Source organism: Halomonas sp. JS92-SW72, from assembly GCF_003547075.1.
Taxonomy (GTDB): domain Bacteria; phylum Pseudomonadota; class Gammaproteobacteria; order Pseudomonadales; family Halomonadaceae; genus Halomonas; species Halomonas alkalicola.
This window is the reverse complement of the sequence record NZ_CP032147.1, coordinates 3,676,899-3,700,886: the sequence shown is the minus strand read 5'-3', so window position 1 is coordinate 3,700,886 and position 23,988 is coordinate 3,676,899. Positions and strand designations below refer to the sequence as shown.

Sequence of the window (23,988 nt, the reverse complement as noted above, 5' to 3'; positions counted from 1 at the left end):
CCCATTGCCGTTATTCCCCATCGTCTTCCCCTTGCTCATCGTCACCGTCGAAATCGGGGTCTGCCCCGGCTTCTTCCGGCTCGTCGATCCGTACCGTCTTGACCAGCTTCTCTTCGTTGCCCAGGCGGATCAGCATCACGCCCTGGGTGTTGCGGGAGGTGATGGAGACCTCGTCGACCCGGGTGCGCACCAGGGTGCCGCGGTCGGTGATCAGCATCATCTCATCGGTGGAGTAGACCTGCATGGCGGCCACCAGGGCGCCGTTACGCTCGCTGGTCTGCATGGCGATCACGCCCTGGCCGCCGCGGCCGCGCAGCGGGAACTCCTCGAGACGAGTGCGCTTGCCGTAGCCGTTCTCGGAGGCGGTCAGGATATAGATCTGGCCGCCGTTACTGGCCTCCACGGTGACGTCCGCTTCCGCCTCGGCTTCGCCCTCCCCCTCCAGATCGGCCTCGACGTCGATCAGCTGGCTCTGGGGGATGATCAGGCTGATCACCTCGGCATCGTCGAGCAGGCGCATGCCGCGCACGCCGCGGGCGGTACGCCCCATGGCGCGGACGTTGCCCTCTTCAAAACGGATCGCCTTGCCGTTGGACGACAGCAGCATGACGTGGTCGCTGCCCGAGGTGATGGCCGCACCGATCAGGCGATCGTCTTCCTCGAGGTCGATGGCGATCAGGCCCACGCTGCGCGGCCGCGAGAACTGCTCGAGACTGGTGCGCTTCACCGTGCCCTTGGCGGTGGCGAAGAAGATGTAGTGGTCCGGGTCGTAGTCGCGCACCGGCAGGATGGCGTTGATCGCCTCGCCCTCGTCGAGCGGCAGCATGTTGACCAGCGGCTTGCCCCGCGAGCCGCGGCTGGCCGCCGGCATTTCGTAGACCTTGAGCCAGTAGACCTTGCCGCGGTTGGAGAAGAGCAGCACGGTGTCGTGGGTCGAGGCCACCAGCAGATGCTCGATGACGTCCTCGTCCTTCATGGCGGTGGCGGACTTGCCGCGACCGCCGCGGCGCTGGGCCTGGTAGTCGGAGAGCGGCTGGGTCTTGGCGTAGCCGGAGCGGGAGACCGTGACCACCATGTCCTCCTCGGCGATCAGGTCCTCCATGGAGAGGTCGAGATGGCTGGCCTGGATCTCGGTGCGACGCGGGTCGCCGAACTGGTCGCGAACGGCGATCAGCTCCTCGCGAATCACCTCGAGCAGGCGCTCGCTGGAGGCGAGAATCGCCATCAGCTCGGCGATCTTCTCGAGGATATTGAGGTACTCGTCGAGCAGCTTCTCGGTCTCGAGGCCGGTCAGGCGGTGCAGGCGCAGCTCGAGGATGGCCTGGGCCTGGGCCGGCGACAGGCGGTACTCGGTGGCCGAGGGGTTGAGGCCGAAGCCCTCTTCCAGGTCCTCGGGCTTGCAGGAGGTGGCACCGGCGCGCTCCAGCATGGGCGTGACCTGCCCCGGCGGCCAGTTGCGCGCGAGCAGCTTCTCCTTGGCCTCGACGGCGTTCGGCGAGGCCTTGATCAGCTCGATCACCTCGTCGATGTTGGAGATCGCGACGGTCAGACCCTCGAGGATGTGGCCGCGCTCGCGGGCCTTCTTCAGCTCGAACAGGGTGCGACGGGTCACCACCTCGCGGCGATGACGAATGAACGCCTCAAGGATCTCCTTGAGGTTCATGATCTTCGGCTGGCCATCCTCGATGGCCACCATGTTGATGCCGAAGACCGTCTGCAGCTGGGTCTGGGCGAAGAGGTTGTTGACCACTACCTCGCCCGACTCGCCGCGCTTGGTCTCGATCACCACGCGCAGGCCGTCCTTGTCGGACTCGTCGCGCAGCTCGGCGATGCCCTCGATCTTCTTGTCCTTGACCAGCTCGGCGATCTTCTCGATCAGCCGCGCCTTGTTCACCTGATAGGGCAGCTCGCTGATGATGATATGGTCGCGGCCGCTCTTGTCGTCATGCTCGATGGTGTGACAGGCGCGCACATAGATGCGCCCGCGGCCGGTGCGATAGGCCTCGAGGATGCCGGCCCGGCCGTTGATGATGGCCCCGGTGGGGAAGTCCGGGCCCGGCACATGCTCCATCAGGTCGTCGACGGTCAGGGTGTAGTCGTCGATCAGCGCCAGGCAGGCGCTGATGACCTCGCCCATGTTGTGGGGCGGGATATTGGTGGCCATGCCCACGGCGATGCCGGAGGAGCCGTTGATCAGCAGGTTGGGCACCTTGGTGGGGAGCACCTCGGGGATGCGCTCGGTGCCGTCGTAGTTGTCGACCCAGTCGACGGTGTCCTTCTCGAGATCGGCCAGCAGCTCGTGGGCCAGCCTCGCCATGCGCACCTCGGTGTAACGCATGGCGGCGGCGCTGTCGCCGTCGATGGAGCCGAAGTTGCCCTGGCCATCCACCAGCACGTGGCGCATGGAGAAGTGCTGGGCCATGCGCACGATGGTGTCGTAGACGGCGCTGTCACCGTGGGGGTGGTACTTACCGATGACATCGCCCACCACGCGGGCCGACTTCTTGTATGGCTTGTTCCAGTCATTGCCGAGCTCGTGCATGGCGAACAGCACGCGCCGGTGTACCGGCTTCAGGCCATCGCGCACATCGGGCAGTGCCCGGCCGATGATCACGCTCATCGCGTAATCGAGGTACGACTGCTTGAGTTCGTCCTCGATATTGACTGGCAGAATCTCTCTGGCGATGTCACCCATGGGTCGTCGAATCCTTTGCACTGCAAGAGGTTGGCCGCCCTCGCCGGCGTTGCCGCGGGCGCCATGATAGCGCTACATCATACCACCGCGGGCAGAGCAAAGGCAGCCGGCTATGCGAGGGGCTGCTCCATCACCAGGGGCTCGAGCAGCGCGCGAATCTCGCCCTCGATGGGCACCGCCTGGTTGGCCGCCACGTCGAGCAGCACGAAGGTCAGGGCCGCCGCACTCACCAGGGCGGCGTCGCGCACCCGGCGGATCTCCTGGTTCATCCTGGCGCTGCGCCCGCCGACGGCCGAGAGGCGCGTGAGAATCTCCAGATCGTCACCCGCCACCGCCGCCTGGCGGTAGTCGATATTGAGGTTCACCGCCACGAAGGCGAGCTCACCGCCCATCAGGCGCCGGGCGAGGCCCGGGCGATCGTCGAAGTAGCCCCAGCGCCCCTCCTCCAGGAACTCCAGGTAGCGGGCGTTGTTGACATGGCCGTAGCCGTCCAGGTGATAGCCGCGCACCCGCAGGCGGGTGGTCGAGACACGAGAATCCATGGCGTTGCTCCTTGATAAAGGCCGTGATGGCAGGCCCGGCGATTCTGGCAATGACGCCAGGGAATTTCAAACAGTCGTTTCAAGCTGGGCGCTGCCCGGCGAGCCGCTGGCACCCCCGCCCCCCTTCAGGGATAATGGCCATCCTTTTTACCCCGGGAAATGCTTCATGTGGTTCAAGCACTTGCACCTTTATCGCCTGCACGATGCACCGACGCTGGATGCCGCCACCCTCGAGGAGGCCCTGGCCGAGCACGCCGCCAGGCCGCTGGGCGGTCAGGATCCTCGCCGACTGGGCTGGACCGCCCCGGCCGGCCGCGCGGGCACCGCACGCCTGCACGAGCTGCAGGGCCAGCGCCTGCTCAGCGCCCTGCGCCAGGAGCGGCTGCTGCCCGCCGGCGTGGTGCGTGAGGAGACCGAGGAGCGTGCCGCCGAGGTCGAGGCCCGGGAGGGGCGCAAGCTGCGCCGCCAGGAGAAGATCGCCCTCAAGGAACAGGTGGTCGAGGAGCTGCTGCCGCGGGCCTTCGTGCGCAGCCAGAAGATCGACCTTTGGTGGGACACCCGCCGCGGGCTGATCGGCATCAATGCCAGTTCGCGTACCCGCGCCGAGGAGCTGCTCGACCTGCTGCGCGAGACCCTGGGCAGCCTCAAGGTGACCCCACTGGCCAGCCAGACCCTGCCCATGCGCGCCATGACCCAGTGGCTGACCGACCCCGCCTCGCGCCCCGCCGATCTGGTGCTGGGCGACCAGGTGGAGCTCAAGGCCAAGGGCGACGACGGCGTGCTGCGCGCCCGACAGGTGGAGCTGGACAGCGACGAGATCCAGCAGCTGCTGGAGGGCGGCCGACAGGCCAGCAAGCTGGCCCTCGAGATCGAGGGCCGAGTCAGCTTCGTGCTGCACGACGACCTGGCGCTGAAGTCGCTACGCTTCGGCGACGCCCTGATCGACGAGGCCAACGCCGCCGATGACGGCGATGATGCCCTGGTGCGCCTCGAGACCGACTTCCTGCTGATGGCCCAGGCCCTGGGCGACAACATCGAGCGCCTGATCGCCTGGCTGGGCGGCGAGGCGAGCACCGCGAACCGTGAAGTGTGACGCCATGACCGATCAACGCCCCGACGCCTCGCCCGCCGATCCCTGGGCCGAGATTCGCCCCTACCGTGACGACGAGGTGGCCGAGGTCCTCGCCCGCCTCGCCTACGACCCGGAGCTGCTCACCGCCCTGACCCGCTTCCGGCTGCCGCGGCTGTCGCGCGTCATGCCGCGCCTCTCCAGCACCCTGGCGAGCCTGGCCATTCGCCGCGAGGTGCGCGACGTAACCAGCGTTACCGACTTCCAGATGCGCATCGCCTCCTACATGGAGCGCATGATCCGCACCACCACCGATGACTTCCAGGTCGAGGGGCTCGACGCCCTCGATGACGACACCGCCTACCTGTTCATCGGCAACCACCGCGACATCTCCCTGGATCCGGCCTTCGTCAACTATGCGCTCTACCTGGCCGGGCGTGACACGGTGCGCATCGCCATCGGCGATAACCTGCTCAAGAAGCCCTATGTCACCGACCTGATGCGGCTCAACAAGAGCTTCATCGTGCCGCGCAGCGCCCGCGGCAAGCGCGCCATGCTGGCCGCCTACCAGCAGCTTTCCGGCTATATCCGCCACTCCATCACGGTGGACAACCACTCCATCTGGATGGCGCAGCGCGAGGGGCGCGCCAAGGACGGCATCGACCGCACTGACCCGGCGATCATCAAGATGATCACCATGGCCCGGCGAGCCGAGCAGCGCGGCGTCTCCATCGGCGAGGCGGTCGCCGAGCTGCGCCTGGTGCCGGTCTCGATCAGCTACGAGTTCGACCCCTGCGACGTGCAGAAGGCCCGCGAGCTCCACGCCCTGCACACCAGCGGCAACTACGAGAAGGGCCAGTTCGAGGACATCCAGTCCATCGTCGCCGGGATCACCGGCCACAAGGGCCGGGTGCGGCTCTGCGTCGGCACGCCGCTTTCCGATGACTTCTCAAGCCCCGAGGCCGTGGCCGCGGAGATAGACCGCCAGGTGCTGGCCGGCTACCACCTCTTCCCGAGCCACTACCTGGCCCTGGAGGCACTGGGCGACGCCCCGGAGCTGATCGACCACGCGGCCATCAGCGACGCCGACCGCGCCCGCTTCCAGGCCCGCCTGCAGCAGGTCCCCGCAGAGCTGCGCAGCTGGTGGCTGGCGCAATACGCCAACCCGGTACGCAACAAGGCCGGACTCATCTCTCCCTGATCGCCCCCTGACCGCGAGGACGCCATGGCACACGCCCACGGCCATCACCACCATCACCATGCCGTGCCTCCCGACCGCGGCGCCCAGACCCGCGAGGCCCACAAAGTCACCCTGATCGGCGCGGTGATCGATTTCGTGGTGGGCGTCGCCAAGATGGTCACCGGCTTCATGGTGGGCTCGGCGGCCCTGGTGGCCGACGGCATCCACTCCTTCTCGGACATCCTCACCGATGTCTTCGTGCTGGGCGCCACCCACTTCGGCCGCCAGGAGCCGGACAGCAACCACCCCTATGGCCACGGCCGCATCGAGACCCTGGCCACCCTGTGGCTGGGCAGCGTGCTGATCTTCGTGGCCGGCGGCATCGCCTGGGCCAGCCTCACACGGCTGGTCGCCGGCGAGCCAATCCCCGCCCCGGGCCTTTGGGCCATCGGCATCGCGGTGATCGCCCTGGGGGCCAAGGAGTGGATCTTCCGCTACACCATGCGCGTCGCCAAGCGCGTCAACTCGCGGCTGCTCGAGGCCAACGCCTGGCACTCCCGCTCCGATGCGCTCTCCACCGTGGTGGTGCTGGTGGGGCTGATCGCGGCCCAGTTCGGCGCCGGCTGGATGGATGCGGTGGCCGCGGTCATCGTCGGCGTGATGGTGGGACAGGTGGGCGGCCGGCTGCTCTGGGAGTCGAGCCAGGAACTGATCGACACCGCCCTGCCCGAGAAGGAGCGCCAGGAGATGCAGGCGGTGGCCGAGCAGGTGCCGGGCGTGCACGGCGTCCACGACCTGCGCACCCGCACCCTGGGCAGCCAGGCGCTGCTCGACCTGCATATCGTGGTGCCGCCGCGGGTCACCGTCTCCGAGGCCCACGAGATCGGCAACGCCGTGACCCGGCGCCTGCGCGAGGCCTTCCCGGTGCTGGCCGACGTCACCTTCCACATCGACCCCGAGGACGATGCCGGCGAGACCGAGCACAGCCTCCGCCCCGGCCTGCCGCTGCGCGGCGACGTGGAGGGGATGCTCGACGAGACCTGGCGCGACGTGCGCGTCTGGCACGCAAGAGTCGCCCTCGACCTCCACTATCTCGACAACCAGGTGGATGTCTCGATCTTCGTCAATGCCCTGCCGGAGGGCCAGAGCCTGGAGCAGGCCGCCGACGAGCTGCGCGCCGCCTGCCGCGAGCTCGGCTGGATAGGCCGGCTGCGGGTCTGGCAGGGCCCGGGCAAGGGGTGAGCGCGACGCCCTGCGTCAGGGTATGAGTCCAATAGGGCACTCGCATTAGGCCTCGCCTGCGCCTAGACTTCAGCAAACGCCGATCTATCCGAGCCCCGCCATGCCACCCTCCTCCCCGCGCCCCCTGCAGTCGCCGGGCCGTCGCCGCTTCGTGGCGGGGCTCGGCGTCCTGCTGCTGGCGACCGGGCTGGGGCTGCGTCCGGGCCCGGCCACGGCGAGCCTCGACCCCTCACGGCTGCGCCAGAGCATGCAGCGCCTCTATGGACAGCAGGGGCTCAACGCCCTGGAGGCCTGGTTCTCGCTGCTCGAGCGCCTGCGCGGCGCCCCTCTCCAGACCCAGCTGCGCGAGGTCAACGACTTCTTCAACCGCCGGGTGCGCTGGGTCGATGACATCGACAACTGGGGCCGGGAGGATTTCTGGGCCACTCCGCTGGAGACCATGGGCCGCGGCCAGGGCGACTGCGAGGACTACTCCATCGCCAAGTACGTCACCCTGAAACAGCTCGGGGTGCCAGGCGACCAGCTGCGCATGATCTACGTACGGGCGCGGATCGGCCGCAGCCAGATCACTCAGGCCCACATGGTGTTGGGCTGGTACGAGACGCCGGCGGCGGAGCCGCTGATCCTGGACAATCTGGTGCCCTCGATCACGCCAGCCGCCCAGCGCACCGATCTCGACCCGCTGTTCAGCTTCAACAGCCAGGGACTCTGGGCCGGCGGCAGCACGGAGTCGCGGGCCGACCCGCTAGCGCGCCTGTCGCGCTGGCGCAACGTGATCGATCGCATGCGCGAGCAGGGATTCATCTGAGTCGGGCACAGACCCGTGGGGAGCACAACGACATGTCGCTTATCAAACAGCTCTGGCTGACCATCGTGGTACTGCTGTTGCTGGCCTTTGGCGGCAGCCTGTTCATCGGCGTCACCAGCAGCCGCCACTACATGCAGCAGGAAGTGCAGATCAAGAACGCCGACAACGCCAACGCCCTGGCGCTGACCCTGAGCCAGCTCGACAAGGACCCGGTGACCATCGGCCTGCTGATCGCGGCCCAGTTCGACACCGGCCACTACCGCCTGATCGAGTTGCGTGACCCGGAAGGCCAAGTGATCGACCTGCGTGCCAGCGAAGAGACGGTGGTGGGTGCCCCGGACTGGTTCGTCGACCTGGTGCGCTTCGAGGTACCACCGGGCCAGGCCGTGGTCCAGGACGGCTGGCGCCAGTATGGCACCCTGACCGTCGCTACCCACCACAGTTTTGCCTACCAGTCGCTGTGGCGCAGCACCCTGGAGCTGTTCGGTTGGTTCGCCCTGGCCGGTGCCATCAGCCTGGCGCTGGCCGCCTGGATCGTGCGCACCATCCGCCGCCCGCTGCGAGCCGTGGTCGCCCAGGCCCGCGACATCGGCAACCGCCGCTTCACCACCTCCCCCGAGCCGCGCACCCGCGAGCTCAAGGAGGTGGTGCAGGCCATGAACCAGCTCTCCGGTTCCGTGCGCGACATGCTGGGCCGCGAGAGTGAACGGCTCGACGTGCTCAGGCAGCGCCTGCAGCATGACACCGTCACCGGCGTGCTCAACCGCGAGGCCTTCCTCGGCCAGCTCAAGGTCATGCTGGAGAGCAGCGGTGCCCGGGCCAGCGGCAGCCTCGCCCTGGTGCGCCTGGCACGGCTCGGCGAGGTCAGCGAACAGCTGGGCCACGCCGACACCGACGGCCTGCTCAGGTCACTCGGCCAAACGCTGGAACAGCTCGGCACGCTGCGCGGTGGCGGCATCGCCGGGCGCCTGGGCGGCGGGGACTTCGCCCTGCTGCTGCCGGGCGCGGTCGATCTTCAAGCCTTCGGCCAAGAGCTCACCCAGCGCCTTCAGCCGCTTCAGCAGCAGGAGCAGCGCATCAAGCTGGGCCTTCCCTCCGCCCTGATCGCCTACTCCCAGGAGGATCGGCCCGCGTCCCTTTTGGCAAGCCTCGACGGTGCGCTCGCCACCGCCGAGAACCGAGGTGACCTCGCACAGCTGATCGCCGAGGGCCCCCAGCGCCTGCCGCTCTTCAACAGCCACGCCGACTGGAGAAAGGCGCTGCAGGAGGCCCTGCAGGCCGGCGTCTACCTGGGCCGCTTCCCGGTGCTGGACGCCAACGGCAAGCTGTTGCACCTTGAGTGCCCTTCGCGGTTGCGCCTGAAGGGCGAGTGGCGGCCCGCCGGCGTCTTTATGCCCTGGATCTCGCGCCTGGAGCTGGACACCGCCCTGGACATGGCCGTGGCGCGCGAGACCATCAAGGAGATCGCCCGCCACGGCAAGCCGCTCGGCATCAATCTCTCCCCCGCCTCGGTGCGCAACGCCCGCTTCGTGCTGGACCTGCGCAACCTGCTCCAATCACAGCGCGACGCCGCTGAAAAGCTCTGGCTGGAGGTCCCGGAATCCATGGTCATCCATGACCTGGAGAGCTTCCGCAGCCTGTGCCGAGAACTGCAGCCCTTCGGTTGCAAGTTGGGACTCGAGCACGTCGGGCGCGAGTTCCGGCGCATCTCGGACCTGCAGGACCTGGGGCTCAGCTACCTCAAGATCGACGCCTCGCTGGTCAAGGGGGTCGACCGCAGCCCCGAGCAGCAGACCATCCTACGCGGCATGGCAACGCTGTGCCACTCCATCGGCATCCTGGCCATCGCCGAGGGCGTCGACAGCCTGCAGGAGGGCGAGCTGCTCTACGAACTGGGCATGGATGGCGTCACCGGCCCCGGCGTCCGGCAGCACGACAAGCCCGCCTGACGGCAGGCCCGCAAAAACGACAGCGCCTCACATCGGATGTGAGGCGCTGTCGAGTGTCTGACTATTCTCGGCCTCTCAGATCACACCGCCTTCCTCATCGTCGCTGCCGACCAGGCTCAGGCCGCTCAGCCGGCGACGCAGCGTCTGGCGCTCCATCACCTTCTGCTGGGCCGCCTCGGGCAGTTCGGTGAAGCTGATTACTCCCTTGTCCATCAGCAGTTCGATCACGTCCTCCAGCACCCGCACGAAGGCCAGATCCGAGGCCTGGAAGTGCGCCTGCCCTGCCTTGACCTCCCCCTCGCTCAGGAAGGCCAGCAGCTCCGGCGAATCCGCCGCCAAAAACTCCCGACAATCCGGGGTCGCCTCACGGCTGACCAGTTCGATGCGACCATCGTCGGCACGCTTGATGTACATGAAGGCTCTCTCTAGCAGGCTCTACCGACCATGCTAGGCCAGTTCAGCACGGCGCGCAGCATGGATGTCGTGATGCCACAGGGTGGAAAGGAAGCGCCCGGCATTGCCGGGCGCTCGGTGGGAGTTGAAAGGACTTACTCGATTTCGAGCTGGCCGTTGGTCAGCATCTGCTGAATCAGGCTCTCGCTGTAATCGACACCCTCCAGGATGATGACCTGATCGGCTCCACTCACCTCATCACCATCGACAGAAAGCCCGCCAGAAGAGCTGATATGCAGCAAGGTATTTTCTCCATCTTGGGTAGCATGCAGGAAGCTGGAGAGATCGTCACCGGATTCCATACCCTGCAGCAGATCCGAGAGCACGAGCTTGTTAGCTCTGTCACCAAAGTCGGTAACAGTATCCCTAGCCTCCTCGCCCACGCTGCCCTGGTCACCCAAGTGCCAGACGAAGACGTTGTTGCCACCGCCACCCGTCAGGGTGTCGTCACCGGCACCCCCGATGATGGTGTCGTTGCCCTCGCCACCGATGATGGTGTCATTACCAGCACCGCCGTAGAGCAGGTTATCGCCACCCACCCCCACGATGGTGTCGTCACCGTCACCACCATAGATGATGTCGTTGCCATCGTTGCCGGTAAGGGTGTCGTCACCATCGCCGCCCAGCAGCAACCCTTCGGTACCGTCGGCAACCGTCAAGCTATCTTCGCCATCGCCACCTTCCTGAACGATGTGGCTGTCAGGTGCCAGCTGCAGCTTGATGGCATCCATCACGGTCAGGCTATCGCCATCTCCATCGATGATGTCGAGGTCAATACCGAAGTCGACGGCAACGCCCGGTTCGAATGTAACCCCACCAAAGCCCCCAATCTGAAAGTTACCTCCAGAAAGATATTGATATTCAACACTATTAAAACCATCTGCTGTTGATACGCCGACTTGAACACCGTCCCCAAGGCCAGAAATATCGACAGATTTGCCATTAAAAGTCACGCCGTAAGTGTACTCGCCCCCATTTCCACTCAGCACAATCTGACCTGTTTGACCTGCTTGCCAGCCAGAGATATTCAGACTCCCCTCCAACCCATTAAAATTAATAACTACTCGTGTAATGGTATCTGGAGAAATATTATCTCCAGCAGCAGATCCGACTAAATTACCCTCATAACCCTGAGAATAGTCATAGGCAGTGACACGAATGGTTGTATTATTCGCCCCGAGAAGGATGGCAGTAGCGCCATTCACAGAATAATGGCCATCAAATGTATGAGTAGGATTGTTTATATCATAGGATCCACCTGAAGAGGCAGTGCCACTCAGATTATTCACATAATCAACACGAATCGCCTGATTGCCGTCTCTTGAGGACCCAACAGTAGTGTTACCAACACCGGCGGTACCGCCAATTGAATTGGTCGTATTAACAGTAGAACCATTGATTGGTGTGATCAAAATATCCTGACTAGAGCCTTCACCGGAATCAAATGAAACCCACTGCTTATTCCCGCCAGAAAAATCAAAATCACCTTCAGTAGTTGTAAAACCACCTGCACCGCCATCAATTTGCTGATGAAGCGTGAAGTCGTAGGTATCTACACCGCCGGCGCTCACGTTCAGGTTGATAGTGAAGACCTTTTTCGCCAGAACATCCCCACTCTCAGCATTTTGCCCGCCGGCGAAAGTCGATCCGATCAGTGTCTGACCATCTTCACTGACATACAGATATATCATGGCACCGCCAGCGGTCAGCCCAGCGGCAGTGCCATTAGTGGCGGTGAAGCGAACCGTGCCGCCTTGATCGGCACCGAAGTTATCCTCGACCTGACCATCCAGGTCGAGCTTACCTGTAGGGTCCCGGATGATCAAATCGCCTATAGGAGTTATCCTTTGCTAGCCGCCAGGGACGAGAACGGCGCCGACGGCTACCACGTCAGCACCGTGCACTGGAACTACGCCTCCACCATGGATCGCCGCAACTACGAGGCGGGCGGCACCAAGGCGGTGGACGCCGACGGCTGGTCGAAGAGCCAGGGCGGCTTCTACTCCTACGAGAACGGCCACATGCTGCTGTGGACCCGCCTGCTCAACCCCGAGGTGCGTCCGGTCTACCAGAACCGCGAGTGGATCGAGGAGCAGTTCGGCGCGGCGCGTGCCGACTCCATCGTCAACCAGACCCGTAACCTCTGCCTCTACCCCAACGTCTACCTGATGGACCAGTTCTCCACGCAGATCCGCGTGCTGCGCCCGATCAGCGTCGACGAGACCGAGGTCACCATCTACTGCTTCGCGCCCAAGGGCGAGTCTGCCGAGAACCGGCGCGTGCGCATCCGCCAGTACGAGGACTTCTTCAACGTCTCCGGCATGGGTACCCCGGACGACCTCGAGGAGTTCCGCGGCTGTCAGGACGGCTACCACGGCGCCCTGGCCGAGTGGAACGACCTCTCCCGCGGGGCCAAGCAGTGGATCGACGGCGCCGACGACAACGCCCGTGCCATCGACATGCAGCCGCTGCTCAGCGGCGCCTCGCCGGAAGATGAAGGCCTCTACGTGCTGCACCACAAGCACTGGGTCGAGGAGATGCTGCGCGCCATCGAGAAGGAACGCAGCCGGTTTATTCCAACTGAGCTCGCCACCGCATCGGTCTGAAGGGGAGAAGAGACATGAGCCTTAGCTATCAAGAGATCCAGGCCTTCCTGTACCGCGAGGCGCGCCTGCTCGACGACCGTGAGTGGGACGAGTGGCTGACCTGCTACAGCAAGGACGTCGAGTTCTGGATGCCGGCGTGGGACGACGACGACCAGCTGACCCGCGACCCGCACAGCGAGATCTCGCTGATCTACTACCCGAGCCGCGAGGGTCTGGAGGACCGGGTCTACCGGATCAAGACCGAGCGCTCGGGGGCGAGCACGCCGGAGCCGCGCACCACCCACCAGATCACCAACATCGAGGTGCTCAAGGAGGAGGGGGACACGCTGTCACTGCGCTTCAACTGGCAGACCCTGAACCATCGCTACAAGGAGACCCAGACCTTCTTCGGGACCTCCCTCTACACCCTGGACGTGTCGGGCGAGTCGCCGCTGATCACCCGCAAGGTAGTGCAACTCAATAACGACTATATCCACCAGGTCATCGATATCTATCACATCTGATCTGGTGCCGGAGGAGAACGACCATGAGCTACACCATTGCCCTCAACTTCGAGGATGGCGTCACCCGCTTCATCGGCTGCAAGGAAGGTGAAACGGTTCTCGATGCCGCCTACCGCCAGAAGGTCAACCTGCCGATGGACTGCTCCGACGGCGTCTGTGGCACCTGCAAGGGACACTGCGAGCAGGGCGAGTTCGACATGGGCGACGAGTACATCGAAGAGGCGCTCTCCGACGAGGAGGCCGCCGAAGGCATGGTGCTGACCTGCCAGATGGTGCCGTCTTCCGACTGCGTCATCCAGGTCCCCGTGGCCTCCACCCTGTGCAAGACCGAGGTGGGCAAGGTCGAGGGCACGGTAGCCGCGGTCGAGCAGCTCTCCGAAGACAGCATCGAGCTGGTGGTGGATCTGGATGACGGCGCCGAGATCGCCTTCCTGCCCGGCCAGTACGTGCATATCGACGTGCCGGGCACCGAGGTGCATCGCTCCTACTCGTTCAGCTCCCTGCCGGGCGAGCAGCGCGCCACCTTCCTGATCCGCAACATCCCGAACGGGGTGATGAGCGGCTACCTCGGCGAGCGGGCAGCGTCAGGCGATCGCCTGACCCTGACCGGCCCGCTGGGCAGCTTCTACATCCGCGAGGTGACCCGCCCGGTGCTGATGCTGGCCGGTGGCACGGGCCTCGCGCCCTTCCTCTCCATGCTTTCACAGCTGGTGGAGAAGGGCTGCGAGGCGCCGATTCACCTGATCTACGGCGTCAACAAGGATGATCACCTGGTCAAGGTGGACGCCCTGGACGAGTTCGCCGCCAAGCTGCCCAGCTTCTCCTACGCCACCGTGGTGGTGGACGAGGCCAGCGAGCATCCCCGCAAGGGCTACGTGACCCATCACATGGACGCCGAGGTGATGCACGACGGTGACGTCGACGTCTACCTGTGCGGCCCGCCGCCCATGGTCGATGCCGTGCTCAAGCACTTCGACGCCCAGGGCATCGTGCCGCAGAGCTTCCACTACGAGAAGTTCACCCCCAACGAGGCGGGAGCGAAGGCATGAGCCGGCGTTTCGAGGGCTCTCGTTTTCAGGACCGGGTGATGGTGATCACCGGGGCCGCCCAGGGCATCGGCAAGCGGGTCGCCGAGCGCGCCGGCGCCGAGGGTGCCCGCCTGGCCCTGGTGGACCGCGCCGACCTGATCCATGAGGTGGTGGCCGAGCTGACCGAGCAGGGCGTCGAGGCGATCGCGCTGCAGGCCGACCTGGAGACCTGGGCAGGCGCCGCCGAGGTGATGGCGAAGAGCGTCGAGCGCTTCGGTCGCATCGATATCCTGATCAACAACGTGGGCGGGGCGATCAACTTCAAGCCGTTCACCGAGTTCAGCGAGAGCGAGATCGCCGCCGAGGTGACCCGCTCGCTGATGCCGACCCTGTGGTGCTGCCGCGCCGTGCTGCCCACCATGGTGGAGCAGGGCGGTGGCGTCATCGTCAACGTCTCCTCGGTGGCGACTCGCGGCATCCACCGGATCCCCTACTCGGCGGCCAAGGGCGGCGTCAATGCGCTGACCGAGTCCCTGGCCTTCGAGTATGCTGAGCACGGCATCCGCGTGGCGGCCGCTGGGATCGGGGGCACCGAGGCGCCGCCGCGGAAGATCTCCCGCGGTACCCCGGAGCCCCGCAACGCGACCGAGAAGGCCTGGTTCCAGGCGCACATCGACCAGACCAAGCAGAGCTGTCTGATGAAGCGCTACGGCACCCTGGACGAGATGGCGGCGCCGATCCTGTTCCTGGCCTCGGACGAGGCGAGCTACATCACCGGCAGCGTGCTGCCGGTGGGTGGCGGCGACCAGGGCTAGTTCGTACGCGCCGATTCGGTCATCACCGGATCGGCGCGTTTCGTTCAACGCCCATGCCCATACCAACGATAACAACCCTCCCCTGGAGCTCACCGTGAAGCACATCGAGAAGGGCGTGAGCCTGAGGCACGCGCCAAGCGACTTCCTCCGCGACATGAACGTCGACAACGTCAGTACCGGACTTGTCGCGGGTATCCTGGGGCTCAGCGTCGGCGTCGTGCACATCAGTGCCGGCACCGCCGCCGGGCTCGACTCCTCCTTCATCATGATCTGGGTCATCAGCTACCTGATGATCAACGGCCTCTTCGGCATCTTCATGCCAGCCTACTACCGGCTGCCGATGCCCATGGCCAACTCCATTCCCGGTGCGTTGATGTTCGCAGCGGTGATTCCCGTGGTCGGCCTGGAGGCCGCGCTCGGGGCGACCCTGATCGCCGGGGCCATCTCCCTGGTGGCTGGCCTGGCCGGCGTCATGGGCATCGTCATGCGCCTGATGCCCATGCCCATCGTCATGGGCATGGTGGCGGGGATGCTGCTGAGCTTCGGCCTCAACATGGTGCGGCCACTTGAGAATGCCATCGTGCCGGCGGCCATCATGATCCTGGCCTTCTTCCTCTCGGCGCGGCTGCTGCGCAAGGTGCCGCCGTTGATCGTCTCCATGCTGGCGGGTGTCATCTACCTGATGGCCACCGGAGTGGACCTCTCCGGTATCCAGGCGACGATCCGCTTCCCCGAGTTCATCATGCCCCAGTTCACCCTGAACGCCTTCCTGGCCTACGGCCTGCCGCTGGCGATCATCCTGGTGGGCATGGAGACCCCGGCGGGCGTCGGCCTGATCAAGGGCATGGGCTACAAGGAAGTGCCGGCCAACGGCATCACCGCCGTGGGCGGCATCGGCACCATGGTCTCGGCCTTCTTCAACCTGCACAGCACCTGCATCGCCGCCCCCATGACCGGCATCTGTGCCTCGCCGGAGGCGGGCACCCATGAGAAGCGCTGGGTCGCCGCGGTGGTGGCCGGTGCAATCTTCGTGGTGGCCGCCCCCTTCTACGGCTATGTGGTGAGCCTGCTGGAGGCCACGCCGCGCTACTTCATCGCCATCATCGCGGGCCTGGCCCTGATGCGCGTGATCACCTCGGCCATGGCGATCGCCTTCTCCGGCAAGAAACACGAGATGGGGGCGCTGTTCGCCTTCCTGATCGCCGCCTCCGGCATCCAGATCCTGGGCATCGGCGCCACCTTCTGGGCCCTGGTGCTGGGCGTGGTGGTCTCGCTGATCTTCGAGACCAAGGACTTCGAGTTCGCCAGCAACGCCCATCCCCTGAAGAAGCAGCCGACCGACTGAGCCAGCCCGGCGCCGGTGACCCCACCGGCGCCCGACACGCTATCCTCCTTGGCCCGTATCCGCTTCGGCGATACGGGCCCTTTTTCGTTGCCTGGCGGGTGGGGATCGCCTCACCGCCGGCGCCGTTCGAGACATCGTCTCAAAGGCCTTGAAACCGGATCAACCGCACCTATCTTGCAGGTCATGGGGCCCTGTCAGCCGCGCGCCGCTCGGCCCCGTCCCGTCATCTGGCAGTTGAAGAGAAGGAGGTGTTCGATATGTTCGGAGATCTCAGGGGCCTGGATCCGGCCCGCGCCCAGGGCATGGAGTGGGTTCGCCAGCTGTTCGACGAGATGTTCCCCGGCGGGGGAGCGGCCGATATCCGCTCGGTGCCGTCCGGCAGCTTTCCGCTGATCAACGTCGGGCGCACCGACGAGGCGGTGCGCGTCTACGTCTTCGCGCCGGGGCTCGGGGCCGAGGACCTGGAGGTGAGCCTGCAGGACAACGTGCTCACCGTGGCCGGTCGCCGTGAGGCGCCCACGGGCGATCAAACGCGCACGCGCTTCCGCCAGGAGCGCTTCCATGGCGACTTCCGGCGAGCGGTGGCGCTGCCCGAGGGGCTCGACATCGATCGGGCCGAGGCGCGTTTCCAGGATGGCGTGTGCGAGATCGTGCTGCCCAAGCGCGATGAGCTCAAGCCGCGGCGCATCGAGGTGCAGGCGGCCTGAGGCCGCCCCGCGAGTACCGCGTTTCGAGACCGAAGGAGGTGAGAAAGATGAACGAGATCACCCGTCACGACGCCGACTCCCCCCGCTCTGCCGGGGAGAAGCGCCGGGAGGAGGCGCTGCTGCCGGCGGTGGATATCCACGAGGAGAACGACGCCGTGCATATCATCGCCGACATGCCCGGCGTGACCCGCGACTCGCTGGTCATCGAGGTAGATAATGGCGTGCTCACCCTGGAAGGCGAGGTGGCGATCCCGATGCCCGAGGGGCTGAGCCCGCTCTACGCCGAGGTGCGCGCCCAGCGCTACGCGAGGCGCTTCACCCTCAGCCACGAGATCGACAGCGAGGCGATCAGCGCACGGATCGACAGTGGTGTCGTCCACCTGACGTTGCCGCGGCGCGACACGCACCGTCGGCGGCGCATCGAGGTGCAGGCGGCCTGAGCCGTACTCGTCCAAAACGCAAGGGGGCGCGGCCGGCTGGCCGCGCCCCCTGTGTTGCCTGCTTGCCTCAGGGGTTGATCAGTGGGCAGCGACTCTTCTCCAAGGACTGGAAGGCCTGCTCCCCTGGGATGGTGCGCAGCACGCGGTAGAGGTCCCACTCGCCTTCGGAGTCCTCGGGCGACTTCACCTCCACCAGATACATGTCATAGACCATGCGGCCATCCTCGCGAATCACGCCATTGGTAGTGTAGATGTCGTTGACCGGGTTCTCGCCCATCCAGGCTCGCACGGTGCCTGCGTCATCGCTGCCGGTGGCCTCGATGGCGTTGAGGTAGTGCATAGTGCTGGAGTAGACTCCGGCCTGCACCATGGTGGGCATTCTGCCCATGCGCTCGTAGAAGCGCTGGGCCCACTCCCTTGCCTCGTCGTTCATGTCCCAGTACCAGCCGGTGGTCAGCTGCATGCCTTGGGTGGTCTCGAGCCCCAGAGCATGAATGTCGTTTAGGAACACCATCAGTCCGGCCAGCGTCTGGCCGGACTCCACTAGTCCGAATTGCCCGGCGGTGCTAATGGCATTGACGGTGTCGGCGCCGGCATTGGCCACGCCAACGATTTGTGCGCCAGAACCCTGGGCCTGCAGGATGAAGGAGGAGAAATCTTGGTTATTGAGCGGGTGGCGCACCGTGCCGACGACCTCGCCGCCCATTTCAGTGACCACGTTGGAGACTTCCTCTTCCAGTGAGTGGCCGAAGGCATAGTCGGCGGAGAGGATGAACCAGCGTTTGCCGCCCTCCTCGACGATGGCTCGGGCCGTACCGTTGGACATGGCATGAGTGTCATAGACCCACTGGATATGGTTTGGGCTACAGTGTTCATTGGTGATGCCAAGTGCGGCAGAGCCGGAGCTCAGGGCGATGCGGTCATGCTCGGCAATCAGGCGGGTGACGGCGATGGTCACCGATGAGGCGACCAGTCCTGCTACCATGTCGATATTTCTCTGATCAATCCACTCGCGCACGATGCTGGCGCCCACGTCGGCGCTGTTGCGGTCGTCGGCGCTGAATATCTCAATGGGGGCGCCGTGGATGCTGCTACCATGGTCCTCTACGGCCATTTGCAGCGCCTCCAGCCCGCCGGGGCCAGCCAGGTCGCGGTAAGGACCGGACATGTCGACGAGATAGCCAATGCGGATAGCGCCATCGCTGATTTCGGCCTGGGCAGTACCGGCGGCGAGCGCCATGGCCAGGCCCAGCAGGCCGCTCTTGAGAGTGAATTGGCGTTTTACGGACATACAATTTCTCCTTCCTCGTCGCATGACGAGGCTATTTGTTATTGGCATTGTAGGGTCGTGCGTCGTGCGTCGTGATCGGGTATGTTTGGGGTCTTGTTGGATCAGCTTTCTTCTCGCTCGGCGTTGGGGCGTCCTGCATGTTGATGGCCTCCAGCTCCTTCTGGAACTTGTTCAGATAGTGCAACAGGCTCACCGTCTCGTCGAAGGTGAAGTTGGCGAGCCCCTGGGCATAGAACTCATGGATCTTCGGTTGTAGGCTCTCCCAGAAGGCGCGGCCTTTATCGGTGAGCAGGATCAGCCGGGCGCGCTTGTCGTCGGGGTGGGGGATGCGCTTGACGTGGTCGTCCCGCTCCAGCCGCTTGAGCACGCCGTCGAGACTTTGACGGCTGACGATCAGGTACTCCGTGAGCTGATTGAAGGAGATGCCGTCCTCGTAGCCCTTGCGCGACAGGGCGCCCAGCACGGCCCACTGGACCGTGGTGAGGCCGACCTGGCCGACTGTCTGCTTCTGCAGGATGTTGCTGGCCTGGAAGAGACGGAAGAACAGCCGGTTGGCCACACTCTTGTCATCCTGAATCGCCATCGATGGCACTCCTTGGTCGAGTCGCGCCGCCGGGCGGTAATCAGGGCGTCCGGTCGCGATGAGGCTGGTCATCTGGGCACCGCCTGGCGAGCGATGATGTTCTTCATGATCTGGGCAGTACCGTCGCCGATCTGCAGGCCCAGCACGTCGCGCATGCGCTGCGAGAAGGGCATGTCCTCGCCCCAGCCGGTATGACCGTGGGCCAGCATGCACTGCTTGATTACATCGAAGGCAAGCTTGGGGCCCCACCACTTGTTCATGGCCGCCTCGCTGGTGTGTGGCAGTTTGTTGTCCTTCAGCCACAGCGCGTAGTAGCACTGCAGACGGGCGGCCTGAACGTAGGTCTGGCACTCCGCTAGCGGATGGGTCAGCCCCTGGAAGGCCGCCAGCGGTTGGCCGAAGGCCTCGCGCTCGGTGAGCCACTGCCAAGTTTCGTCAAGCGACTGCTGGGCCACCGCCAGGCACTGCAGGCCGATCAGCGCGCGGCTGTAGTCGAAGCCCTGCATCACCTGCTTGAAGCCCTGACCCTCGTCACCAAGCATGTGATCGGCCGGTACCGCGACATTGTTGAAGAAAATCGAGCCCCGGCCAATGGCGCGCTGGCCGGAATCCTCGAAACGGCTGGTGGTGATGCCAGGGAGGTCCATGGGTACCAGGAAGGCGCTGATGCCGCTGGCGCGCTGCTCCTGGGTGCCGGTGCGGGCGAAGACCACCGCCACGTCGGCCTGGTCGGCCATGGAGATGGAGGTCTTCTCGCCGTTGAGCACGAAGTGGCCGCCGTCGCGGGTCGCCTTCAGCTTCAGGTTGGCGGCGTCACTGCCGCCGTGGGGCTCGGTCAAGGCGATGCAGCAGATCTTCTTGCCTGAGGTGATGCCTGAGAGCCACTCCCGGGCCAGCTCGGGGCGGGCATGGTGGGCGATAATCTGGCCGTTTAGCGAGGCGAGTAGCGGCAGGTAGCCGACGTTGAAGTCGCCGCGGGCGATCTCCTCGACGATGATGCCGTTGGTTACGCAGTCCAGGCCGCTGCCGCCATACTCCTCGGGTAGCTCGCCGCCCAGGCAGCCCATCTCGCCCAGCATCTTGACGATCTCGCGCTCGATGAGCGCCTCTTCCTCGCGCTTCCGATAGCGGGGGGCCAGCCTGTCGGCGGACAGCTTGGCCACGCTCTCGCGAATCGCGTCCTGCTGCTCGGTAAAGGCAAAGTTCATGACCGTTTCCATCCTCTCTGGGGAGGCCGCCGGCCCGCTGGGGCGGCGGCAACTTGTCGTCAGTGCCCTTGATCAGCGCCTTGGGGCATCAGGCGTTGTAGAACTTGCGGAGCTAGAATTTTCGAAAATCCGGCTTGCGCTTCTCCTTGAAGGCCGCGACCCCCTCCTTGGACTCGTCGGTCGCGTAGTAGAGGCTCAGCGCTTGCATGCCCATGGCGCCAATGCCGGCAATGTTCTCGCTGTCGGCGTTAAAAGAGCGCTTGGCAATGGAGAGGGCGGTGGGGCTCTTCTCGAGGATCTCGTCGCACCACTGACGTACCTCCTCGTCGAGCTTGTCGGCGGGCACTACCGCGTTGCATAACCCCCACTCCAGCGCCTGGGCGGCGCTGTACTTGCGGCACAGGTACCAGATCTCACGGGCGCGCTTCTCGCCGATCACCCGCGCCATGTACGCGGTGCCGAAGCCAGGGTCCACCGAGCCCACCTTGGGGCCCACCTGGCCGAACACGGCGTTCTCCGAGGCGATGGTCAGGTCGCACACCAGCGCCAGCACGTGGCCGCCGCCAATGGCGAAGCCCTGCACTCGGGCGATCACCGGCTTGGGCACCTGGCGGATCAGCGTCTGCAGCTCCTCTACCGGCAGGCCGATGATGCCGCGGCCATCGTACTGACCTTCGTGGGCACTTTGGTCACCGCCGGTGCAGAACGCCTTATCGCCGGCTCCGGCCAGCACGATAACACCGACCGACTTGTCCCAACCGGCGCAATTGAAAGCATCGAGTAGCTCCATGCAGGTCTGGCCACGGAAAGCGTTGTAGCGCTCCGGGCGGTTAATGGTAATGGTCGCCACGCCATCGTTGACGTCATAGAGAATGTCTTCGTAATTCGGTGCCTGCAGTGTCATAAAAAATTTCCTTTTATTAAATAGTGTGGGGTTCATCCCGACATCGTGAGGCCGCCGGAAACGCTAATGACTTGTCCGGTGATAAAGTCGGCATCGTCGCTGGCAAGCAGGGCAATGATTCCGGGGTAGTCCTCGGGTTGGCCGATGCGACGCATGGGCACGGCGTTACGGAAAGCCTCGAGGAGCTTCTCTGGGTCGCGGGCGGTATCAGCCACACTCTTGAGCAGGGCGGTATCGGTGGGGCCGGGGCAGACCACGTTGAGGGTGACGTTCTTGCTGGCCAGTTCGCGGGCCAGAGTCTTGCTCAGGCCCAGCATGCCGGCCTTGCAGGCGGCGTAGACCGCCTCGCCGGAGGAGCCGACCCGGGCGGCGTCGGAAGCGACATTGATCACCTTCCCGCCGCCGGCCTCGACCATCTTCGGCAGCACCACGTGGTGCATATTGAGCGCACCGGTCAGGTTGACGGCGATCAGCGACTCCCACATTGCCGGCTCGGTCTTGAGGAACGGCATGAAGCGATCGAAGCCGGCATTGTTGATCAGTACCGAGGGCACGCCGAGCTCGGCCTCGATGCGTTCGACCGTGTCGACGATTGCGGCGTAGTCGGTGATGTCGGTGCCATAGGCGCGGGCCTGGCCGCCGGCTTCGGCGATTACCTCAACGGTGCGGCGGGCGGCGTCGAGATCACGATCGAGCACCGCCACCTTGCTGCCTTCCTCGGCGAAGCGTCGACACACCGCGCGGCCGATGCCGCCGCCACCGCCGGTAACGATGATGATCTTGTCTTGGAGTCCTCTCATGCAGCTCTCTCTCGTTGCGGATTGGGTAAAAGGTAGCCTCGCGTCATACCAAGCCCTGGGCGGCCTGCTCGCGCAGCTTGAATTTCTGAATCTTGCCCGAAGGCGTGCGCGGCAGCTCGTCGAGCACCACAAGGAACTCCGGCTGGTACTGTCGCGTCACCTTGCGCTCGTTCAGAAAGGCGCAGACCTCCTCAAGGGTCAGCGACTGATGCCCCTCCTTGAGGGCTACGTAGGCACATAGCCGCTCGCCTAGGCGTTCATCGGGTTTGCCCACCAGGGCCACGGCCTGGATCGCCGGATGTTGGTAAAGCGCGTTCTCGATATCGACGATGGGGATATTCTCGCCGCCGCGGATCACCACGTCCTTGGAACGCCCGGTAATGCGCACGTAGCCCTGCTCGTCGAGGCGCGCCAGGTCGCCGGTGGGAAACCAGCCCTCGTCATCCACTCCGTAGAGCTCCGGCTGCTTGAAGTAGCCGACAAAGAGGCTGGCGCCGCGCATGTAGAGGGAGCCCTCCTGGCCGGGGGGCAGGGGATTGCCCTCCATGTCGGTGACCTTGAGCTCGATATAGGGCAGCGGCGCGCCGTCGGTATGCACGGCACGCTTGGGGTCGTCCTCGGGCAGGGTGGTAGTCACCGCGCCGTTCTCGGTCATGCCCCAAGCGGAAATGATCCGCGTAGGCAGGTTGCGTGCGGCCTTTTCCACCAGGGGGCTGGGGATCGGTGCACCGGCGGACAGGAAGAGCGTCAGCGACTGCAGGTCCGGGCCGTGCTCGATGGCCTGCTCGGCGATATCGGCCAGGAAGGGGGTCGCACCGAGCATCAGGCTGGCCCGTTCGGCACGGATGATGGCCACGGCCTCTTCCGGCAGCCAGGTGTCCTGCAGAACGGCGGTGCTCTTGAGGTAGATGGGCAGCAGCAGGCCGTAGAGGAAGCCCAACTGGTGGGCCAGCGGAGAGGGCATGAAAATGGTGTCCGCCTCACCCAAGGACAGGCGTTCCGCCATAGGGCGGATATTGCTGAGCAGGGTGTTGGAGGTGTGCATCACTCCCTTCGGTTTCCCGGTGGTGCCGGAGGTGTAGAGGATTTGCACCACGTCGTCCCCGGAGGGGCGGCGCTCCCGAAACAGGGCGGCAGTGTCGATCTCGGTTTCCCAGGCGCGCTCCAGCAGCACCCGTTCGAAGCTGTCCTCCCCCTCGCTACCGATCACCAGAACATGCGCCAGCTTCGGTAGCGAGCGCTTGAGCTCATGGGCCATGGCACCGTGGTCGAACTCGCGGAAGGTCTGTGGAACCACCAGCACCTTGCTCTCGGCCATGCCCAGCATGAACTCGAGCTCATGCTCGCGGAAGATCGGCATCAGCGGGTTGAGCACGGCGCCGATGCGCACGCAGGCGAGATGCAGCGCGGTCATCTGCCACCAGTTGGGCAGCTGGCAGGAGACGATATCGCCCTTTCTTACCCCCAGCTCAACCAGCCCCACTGCGATGCGAGTAACCTTCTCGTTCAGCTCGCGGTAGCTCAGTTCGACGCGGCTGCCGTCTGCCATGCGGTAGGTGATGATGGCGGCCTTCTCCCCGGCGGAGGTCACCGCCTCGTCCAGGTAGTCTGCAATGATCTTGTCGTTCCAGGCACCTAGCTCGACCATGGATTGCCTGCGCCCGGGCGTCAGATTCGTATGGATTGGCATGTAAGCTCCTGAAAATAAATTGTTTTTGGTCAATCTTTGTTTAAGAATAGGCGCTGCCATCGCCGTACGCCTTGAGGAAAGCTAGATCACGATAAAAAATATGTCAATACATTGTCTTTTATTTTGGGGC

22 protein-coding genes are annotated in these 23,988 nt (G+C 64.9%); 12 read left to right on the top strand and 10 right to left on the bottom strand.

Translation table 11 applies throughout. The features are described 5' to 3' along the window. Positions 1-10: 10 nt before the first annotated feature. Positions 11-2,695, bottom strand: coding sequence for a DNA gyrase subunit A (gene gyrA / locus D1793_RS17425; protein WP_119023264.1), 2,685 nt, complete (start codon positions 2,693-2,695; stop codon positions 11-13). A 110-nt stretch (positions 2,696-2,805) separates the two neighbouring features. Then, positions 2,806-3,237: a thioesterase family protein gene (locus tag D1793_RS17420; RefSeq protein WP_119023263.1), complete on the bottom strand. Its 432-nt coding sequence runs from the start codon at positions 3,235-3,237 to the stop codon at positions 2,806-2,808. Between the two features lie 166 nt (positions 3,238-3,403). Between D1793_RS17420 and D1793_RS17415 the strand changes: the two genes are divergently transcribed. The 5 genes from D1793_RS17415 to D1793_RS17395 all read left to right on the top strand — a co-directional run bounded on the left by D1793_RS17415 (position 3,404) and on the right by D1793_RS17395 (position 9,485). Next, on the top strand, positions 3,404-4,330 hold the full coding sequence (locus D1793_RS17415) for a recombination-associated protein RdgC (RefSeq protein WP_119023262.1): 927 nt from the start codon (positions 3,404-3,406) through the stop codon (positions 4,328-4,330). Between the two features lie 4 nt (positions 4,331-4,334). After that, complete coding sequence (locus D1793_RS17410; RefSeq protein WP_119023261.1) at positions 4,335-5,507, top strand: 1-acyl-sn-glycerol-3-phosphate acyltransferase; 1,173 nt, start codon at positions 4,335-4,337, stop codon at positions 5,505-5,507. A 24-nt stretch (positions 5,508-5,531) separates the two neighbouring features. Then, positions 5,532-6,728, top strand: a complete 1,197-nt coding sequence (locus D1793_RS17405) for a cation diffusion facilitator family transporter (protein ID WP_119023260.1) — start codon at positions 5,532-5,534, stop codon at positions 6,726-6,728. A gap of 100 nt (positions 6,729-6,828) precedes the next feature. Continuing rightward, on the top strand, positions 6,829-7,536 hold the full coding sequence (locus D1793_RS17400) for a transglutaminase-like cysteine peptidase (RefSeq protein ID WP_119023259.1): 708 nt from the start codon (positions 6,829-6,831) through the stop codon (positions 7,534-7,536). A gap of 32 nt (positions 7,537-7,568) precedes the next feature. Further along, positions 7,569-9,485, top strand: a complete 1,917-nt coding sequence (locus D1793_RS17395; RefSeq protein ID WP_119023258.1) for an EAL domain-containing protein — start codon at positions 7,569-7,571, stop codon at positions 9,483-9,485. A 75-nt stretch (positions 9,486-9,560) separates the two neighbouring features. Here the strand turns inward: D1793_RS17395 and D1793_RS17390 are convergent, their stop codons facing one another. Both D1793_RS17390 and D1793_RS17385 read right to left on the bottom strand, forming a co-directional pair. After that, positions 9,561-9,899, bottom strand: a complete 339-nt coding sequence (locus D1793_RS17390) for a tryptophan synthase subunit beta like protein (RefSeq protein ID WP_119023257.1) — start codon at positions 9,897-9,899, stop codon at positions 9,561-9,563. 134 nt (positions 9,900-10,033) lie between these two features. Then, on the bottom strand, positions 10,034-11,764 hold the full coding sequence (locus D1793_RS17385) for a hypothetical protein (RefSeq protein WP_119023256.1): 1,731 nt from the start codon (positions 11,762-11,764) through the stop codon (positions 10,034-10,036). A 21-nt stretch (positions 11,765-11,785) separates the two neighbouring features. On the opposite strand from D1793_RS17385, the gene D1793_RS17380 reads away from it, so the two are divergent. The 7 genes from D1793_RS17380 (at position 11,786) to D1793_RS17350 (ending at position 17,382) form a co-directional block, all read left to right on the top strand. Beyond that, a complete protein-coding gene (locus tag D1793_RS17380) occupies positions 11,786-12,544 on the top strand; it encodes an RHO alpha subunit C-terminal catalytic domain-containing protein (RefSeq protein WP_240407709.1) in 759 nt (252 codons plus the stop codon). Positions 12,545-12,558: 14 nt separating this feature from the next. Beyond that, positions 12,559-13,047 (top strand): benzoate 1,2-dioxygenase small subunit, encoded by a 489-nt coding sequence (benB, locus tag D1793_RS17375; protein ID WP_119023255.1) that lies wholly within the window; start codon positions 12,559-12,561, stop codon positions 13,045-13,047. A gap of 23 nt (positions 13,048-13,070) precedes the next feature. Next, on the top strand, positions 13,071-14,096 hold the full coding sequence (gene benC / locus D1793_RS17370; RefSeq protein WP_119023254.1) for a benzoate 1,2-dioxygenase electron transfer component BenC: 1,026 nt from the start codon (positions 13,071-13,073) through the stop codon (positions 14,094-14,096). Next, positions 14,093-14,890 carry a benzoate diol dehydrogenase BenD gene (gene benD / locus D1793_RS17365; protein ID WP_119023253.1) on the top strand — a complete coding sequence of 266 codons (798 nt, stop codon included), beginning with the start codon at positions 14,093-14,095 and terminating at the stop codon, positions 14,888-14,890. The genes benC and benD overlap by 4 nt, the downstream gene beginning before the upstream one ends. 94 nt (positions 14,891-14,984) lie before the next feature. Next, positions 14,985-16,235 (top strand): benzoate/H(+) symporter BenE family transporter, encoded by a 1,251-nt coding sequence (locus D1793_RS17360; protein WP_086511940.1) that lies wholly within the window; start codon positions 14,985-14,987, stop codon positions 16,233-16,235. Between the two features lie 257 nt (positions 16,236-16,492). Beyond that, positions 16,493-16,942 (top strand): Hsp20/alpha crystallin family protein, encoded by a 450-nt coding sequence (locus D1793_RS17355; protein ID WP_119023252.1) that lies wholly within the window; start codon positions 16,493-16,495, stop codon positions 16,940-16,942. Between the two features lie 47 nt (positions 16,943-16,989). Continuing rightward, the gene (locus D1793_RS17350; RefSeq protein ID WP_119023251.1) at positions 16,990-17,382 is read left to right on the top strand and encodes an Hsp20/alpha crystallin family protein; all 393 of its coding nucleotides are present in this window, start codon (positions 16,990-16,992) and stop codon (positions 17,380-17,382) included. Between the two features lie 67 nt (positions 17,383-17,449). Here D1793_RS17350 and D1793_RS17345 read toward each other — a convergent pair whose 3' ends face one another. The 6 genes from D1793_RS17345 to D1793_RS17320 form a co-directional block, all read right to left on the bottom strand. Further along, complete coding sequence (locus D1793_RS17345) at positions 17,450-18,673, bottom strand: ABC transporter substrate-binding protein (RefSeq protein ID WP_086511941.1); 1,224 nt, start codon at positions 18,671-18,673, stop codon at positions 17,450-17,452. A 31-nt stretch (positions 18,674-18,704) separates the two neighbouring features. Continuing rightward, positions 18,705-19,328, bottom strand: coding sequence for a MarR family transcriptional regulator (locus tag D1793_RS17340; RefSeq protein WP_240407708.1), 624 nt, complete (start codon positions 19,326-19,328; stop codon positions 18,705-18,707). Further along, complete coding sequence (aliB, locus tag D1793_RS17335; protein WP_119023250.1) at positions 19,325-20,464, bottom strand: cyclohexanecarboxyl-CoA dehydrogenase; 1,140 nt, start codon at positions 20,462-20,464, stop codon at positions 19,325-19,327. The genes D1793_RS17340 and aliB overlap by 4 nt, the downstream gene beginning before the upstream one ends. Positions 20,465-20,576: 112 nt before the next feature. Further along, positions 20,577-21,368: an enoyl-CoA hydratase-related protein gene (locus D1793_RS17330; RefSeq protein WP_119023249.1), complete on the bottom strand. Its 792-nt coding sequence runs from the start codon at positions 21,366-21,368 to the stop codon at positions 20,577-20,579. A gap of 32 nt (positions 21,369-21,400) precedes the next feature. Continuing rightward, positions 21,401-22,168, bottom strand: coding sequence for an SDR family oxidoreductase (locus D1793_RS17325; RefSeq protein ID WP_086511944.1), 768 nt, complete (start codon positions 22,166-22,168; stop codon positions 21,401-21,403). Positions 22,169-22,211: 43 nt separating this feature from the next. Further along, positions 22,212-23,858 carry an AMP-binding protein gene (locus tag D1793_RS17320; protein WP_119023248.1) on the bottom strand — a complete coding sequence of 549 codons (1,647 nt, stop codon included), beginning with the start codon at positions 23,856-23,858 and terminating at the stop codon, positions 22,212-22,214. Positions 23,859-23,988 lie beyond the last annotated feature (130 nt).

Excerpts from the sequence above, each read along its gene's own strand:
- gyrA (WP_119023264.1), bottom strand. The coding sequence starts at position 2,695 with ATGGGTGACATCGCCAGAGAGATTCTGCCAGTCAATATCGAGGACGAA.
- benD (WP_119023253.1), top strand. The coding sequence starts at position 14,093 with ATGAGCCGGCGTTTCGAGGGCTCTCGTTTTCAGGACCGGGTGATGGTG.
- D1793_RS17395 (WP_119023258.1), top strand. The coding sequence starts at position 7,569 with ATGTCGCTTATCAAACAGCTCTGGCTGACCATCGTGGTACTGCTGTTG.
- D1793_RS17355 (WP_119023252.1), top strand. The coding sequence starts at position 16,493 with ATGTTCGGAGATCTCAGGGGCCTGGATCCGGCCCGCGCCCAGGGCATG.
- D1793_RS17345 (WP_086511941.1), bottom strand. The coding sequence starts at position 18,673 with ATGTCCGTAAAACGCCAATTCACTCTCAAGAGCGGCCTGCTGGGCCTG.
- benC (WP_119023254.1), top strand. The coding sequence starts at position 13,071 with ATGAGCTACACCATTGCCCTCAACTTCGAGGATGGCGTCACCCGCTTC.
- D1793_RS17330 (WP_119023249.1), bottom strand. The coding sequence starts at position 21,368 with ATGACACTGCAGGCACCGAATTACGAAGACATTCTCTATGACGTCAAC.
- aliB (WP_119023250.1), bottom strand. The coding sequence starts at position 20,464 with ATGAACTTTGCCTTTACCGAGCAGCAGGACGCGATTCGCGAGAGCGTG.
- D1793_RS17405 (WP_119023260.1), top strand. The coding sequence starts at position 5,532 with ATGGCACACGCCCACGGCCATCACCACCATCACCATGCCGTGCCTCCC.
- D1793_RS17400 (WP_119023259.1), top strand. The coding sequence starts at position 6,829 with ATGCCACCCTCCTCCCCGCGCCCCCTGCAGTCGCCGGGCCGTCGCCGC.
- D1793_RS17320 (WP_119023248.1), bottom strand. The coding sequence starts at position 23,858 with ATGCCAATCCATACGAATCTGACGCCCGGGCGCAGGCAATCCATGGTC.
- D1793_RS17390 (WP_119023257.1), bottom strand. The coding sequence starts at position 9,899 with ATGTACATCAAGCGTGCCGACGATGGTCGCATCGAACTGGTCAGCCGT.
- D1793_RS17410 (WP_119023261.1), top strand. The coding sequence starts at position 4,335 with ATGACCGATCAACGCCCCGACGCCTCGCCCGCCGATCCCTGGGCCGAG.
- D1793_RS17340 (WP_240407708.1), bottom strand. The coding sequence starts at position 19,328 with ATGACCAGCCTCATCGCGACCGGACGCCCTGATTACCGCCCGGCGGCG.
- D1793_RS17420 (WP_119023263.1), bottom strand. The coding sequence starts at position 3,237 with ATGGATTCTCGTGTCTCGACCACCCGCCTGCGGGTGCGCGGCTATCAC.
- benB (WP_119023255.1), top strand. The coding sequence starts at position 12,559 with ATGAGCCTTAGCTATCAAGAGATCCAGGCCTTCCTGTACCGCGAGGCG.
- D1793_RS17350 (WP_119023251.1), top strand. The coding sequence starts at position 16,990 with ATGAACGAGATCACCCGTCACGACGCCGACTCCCCCCGCTCTGCCGGG.
- D1793_RS17325 (WP_086511944.1), bottom strand. The coding sequence starts at position 22,168 with ATGAGAGGACTCCAAGACAAGATCATCATCGTTACCGGCGGTGGCGGC.
- D1793_RS17415 (WP_119023262.1), top strand. The coding sequence starts at position 3,404 with ATGTGGTTCAAGCACTTGCACCTTTATCGCCTGCACGATGCACCGACG.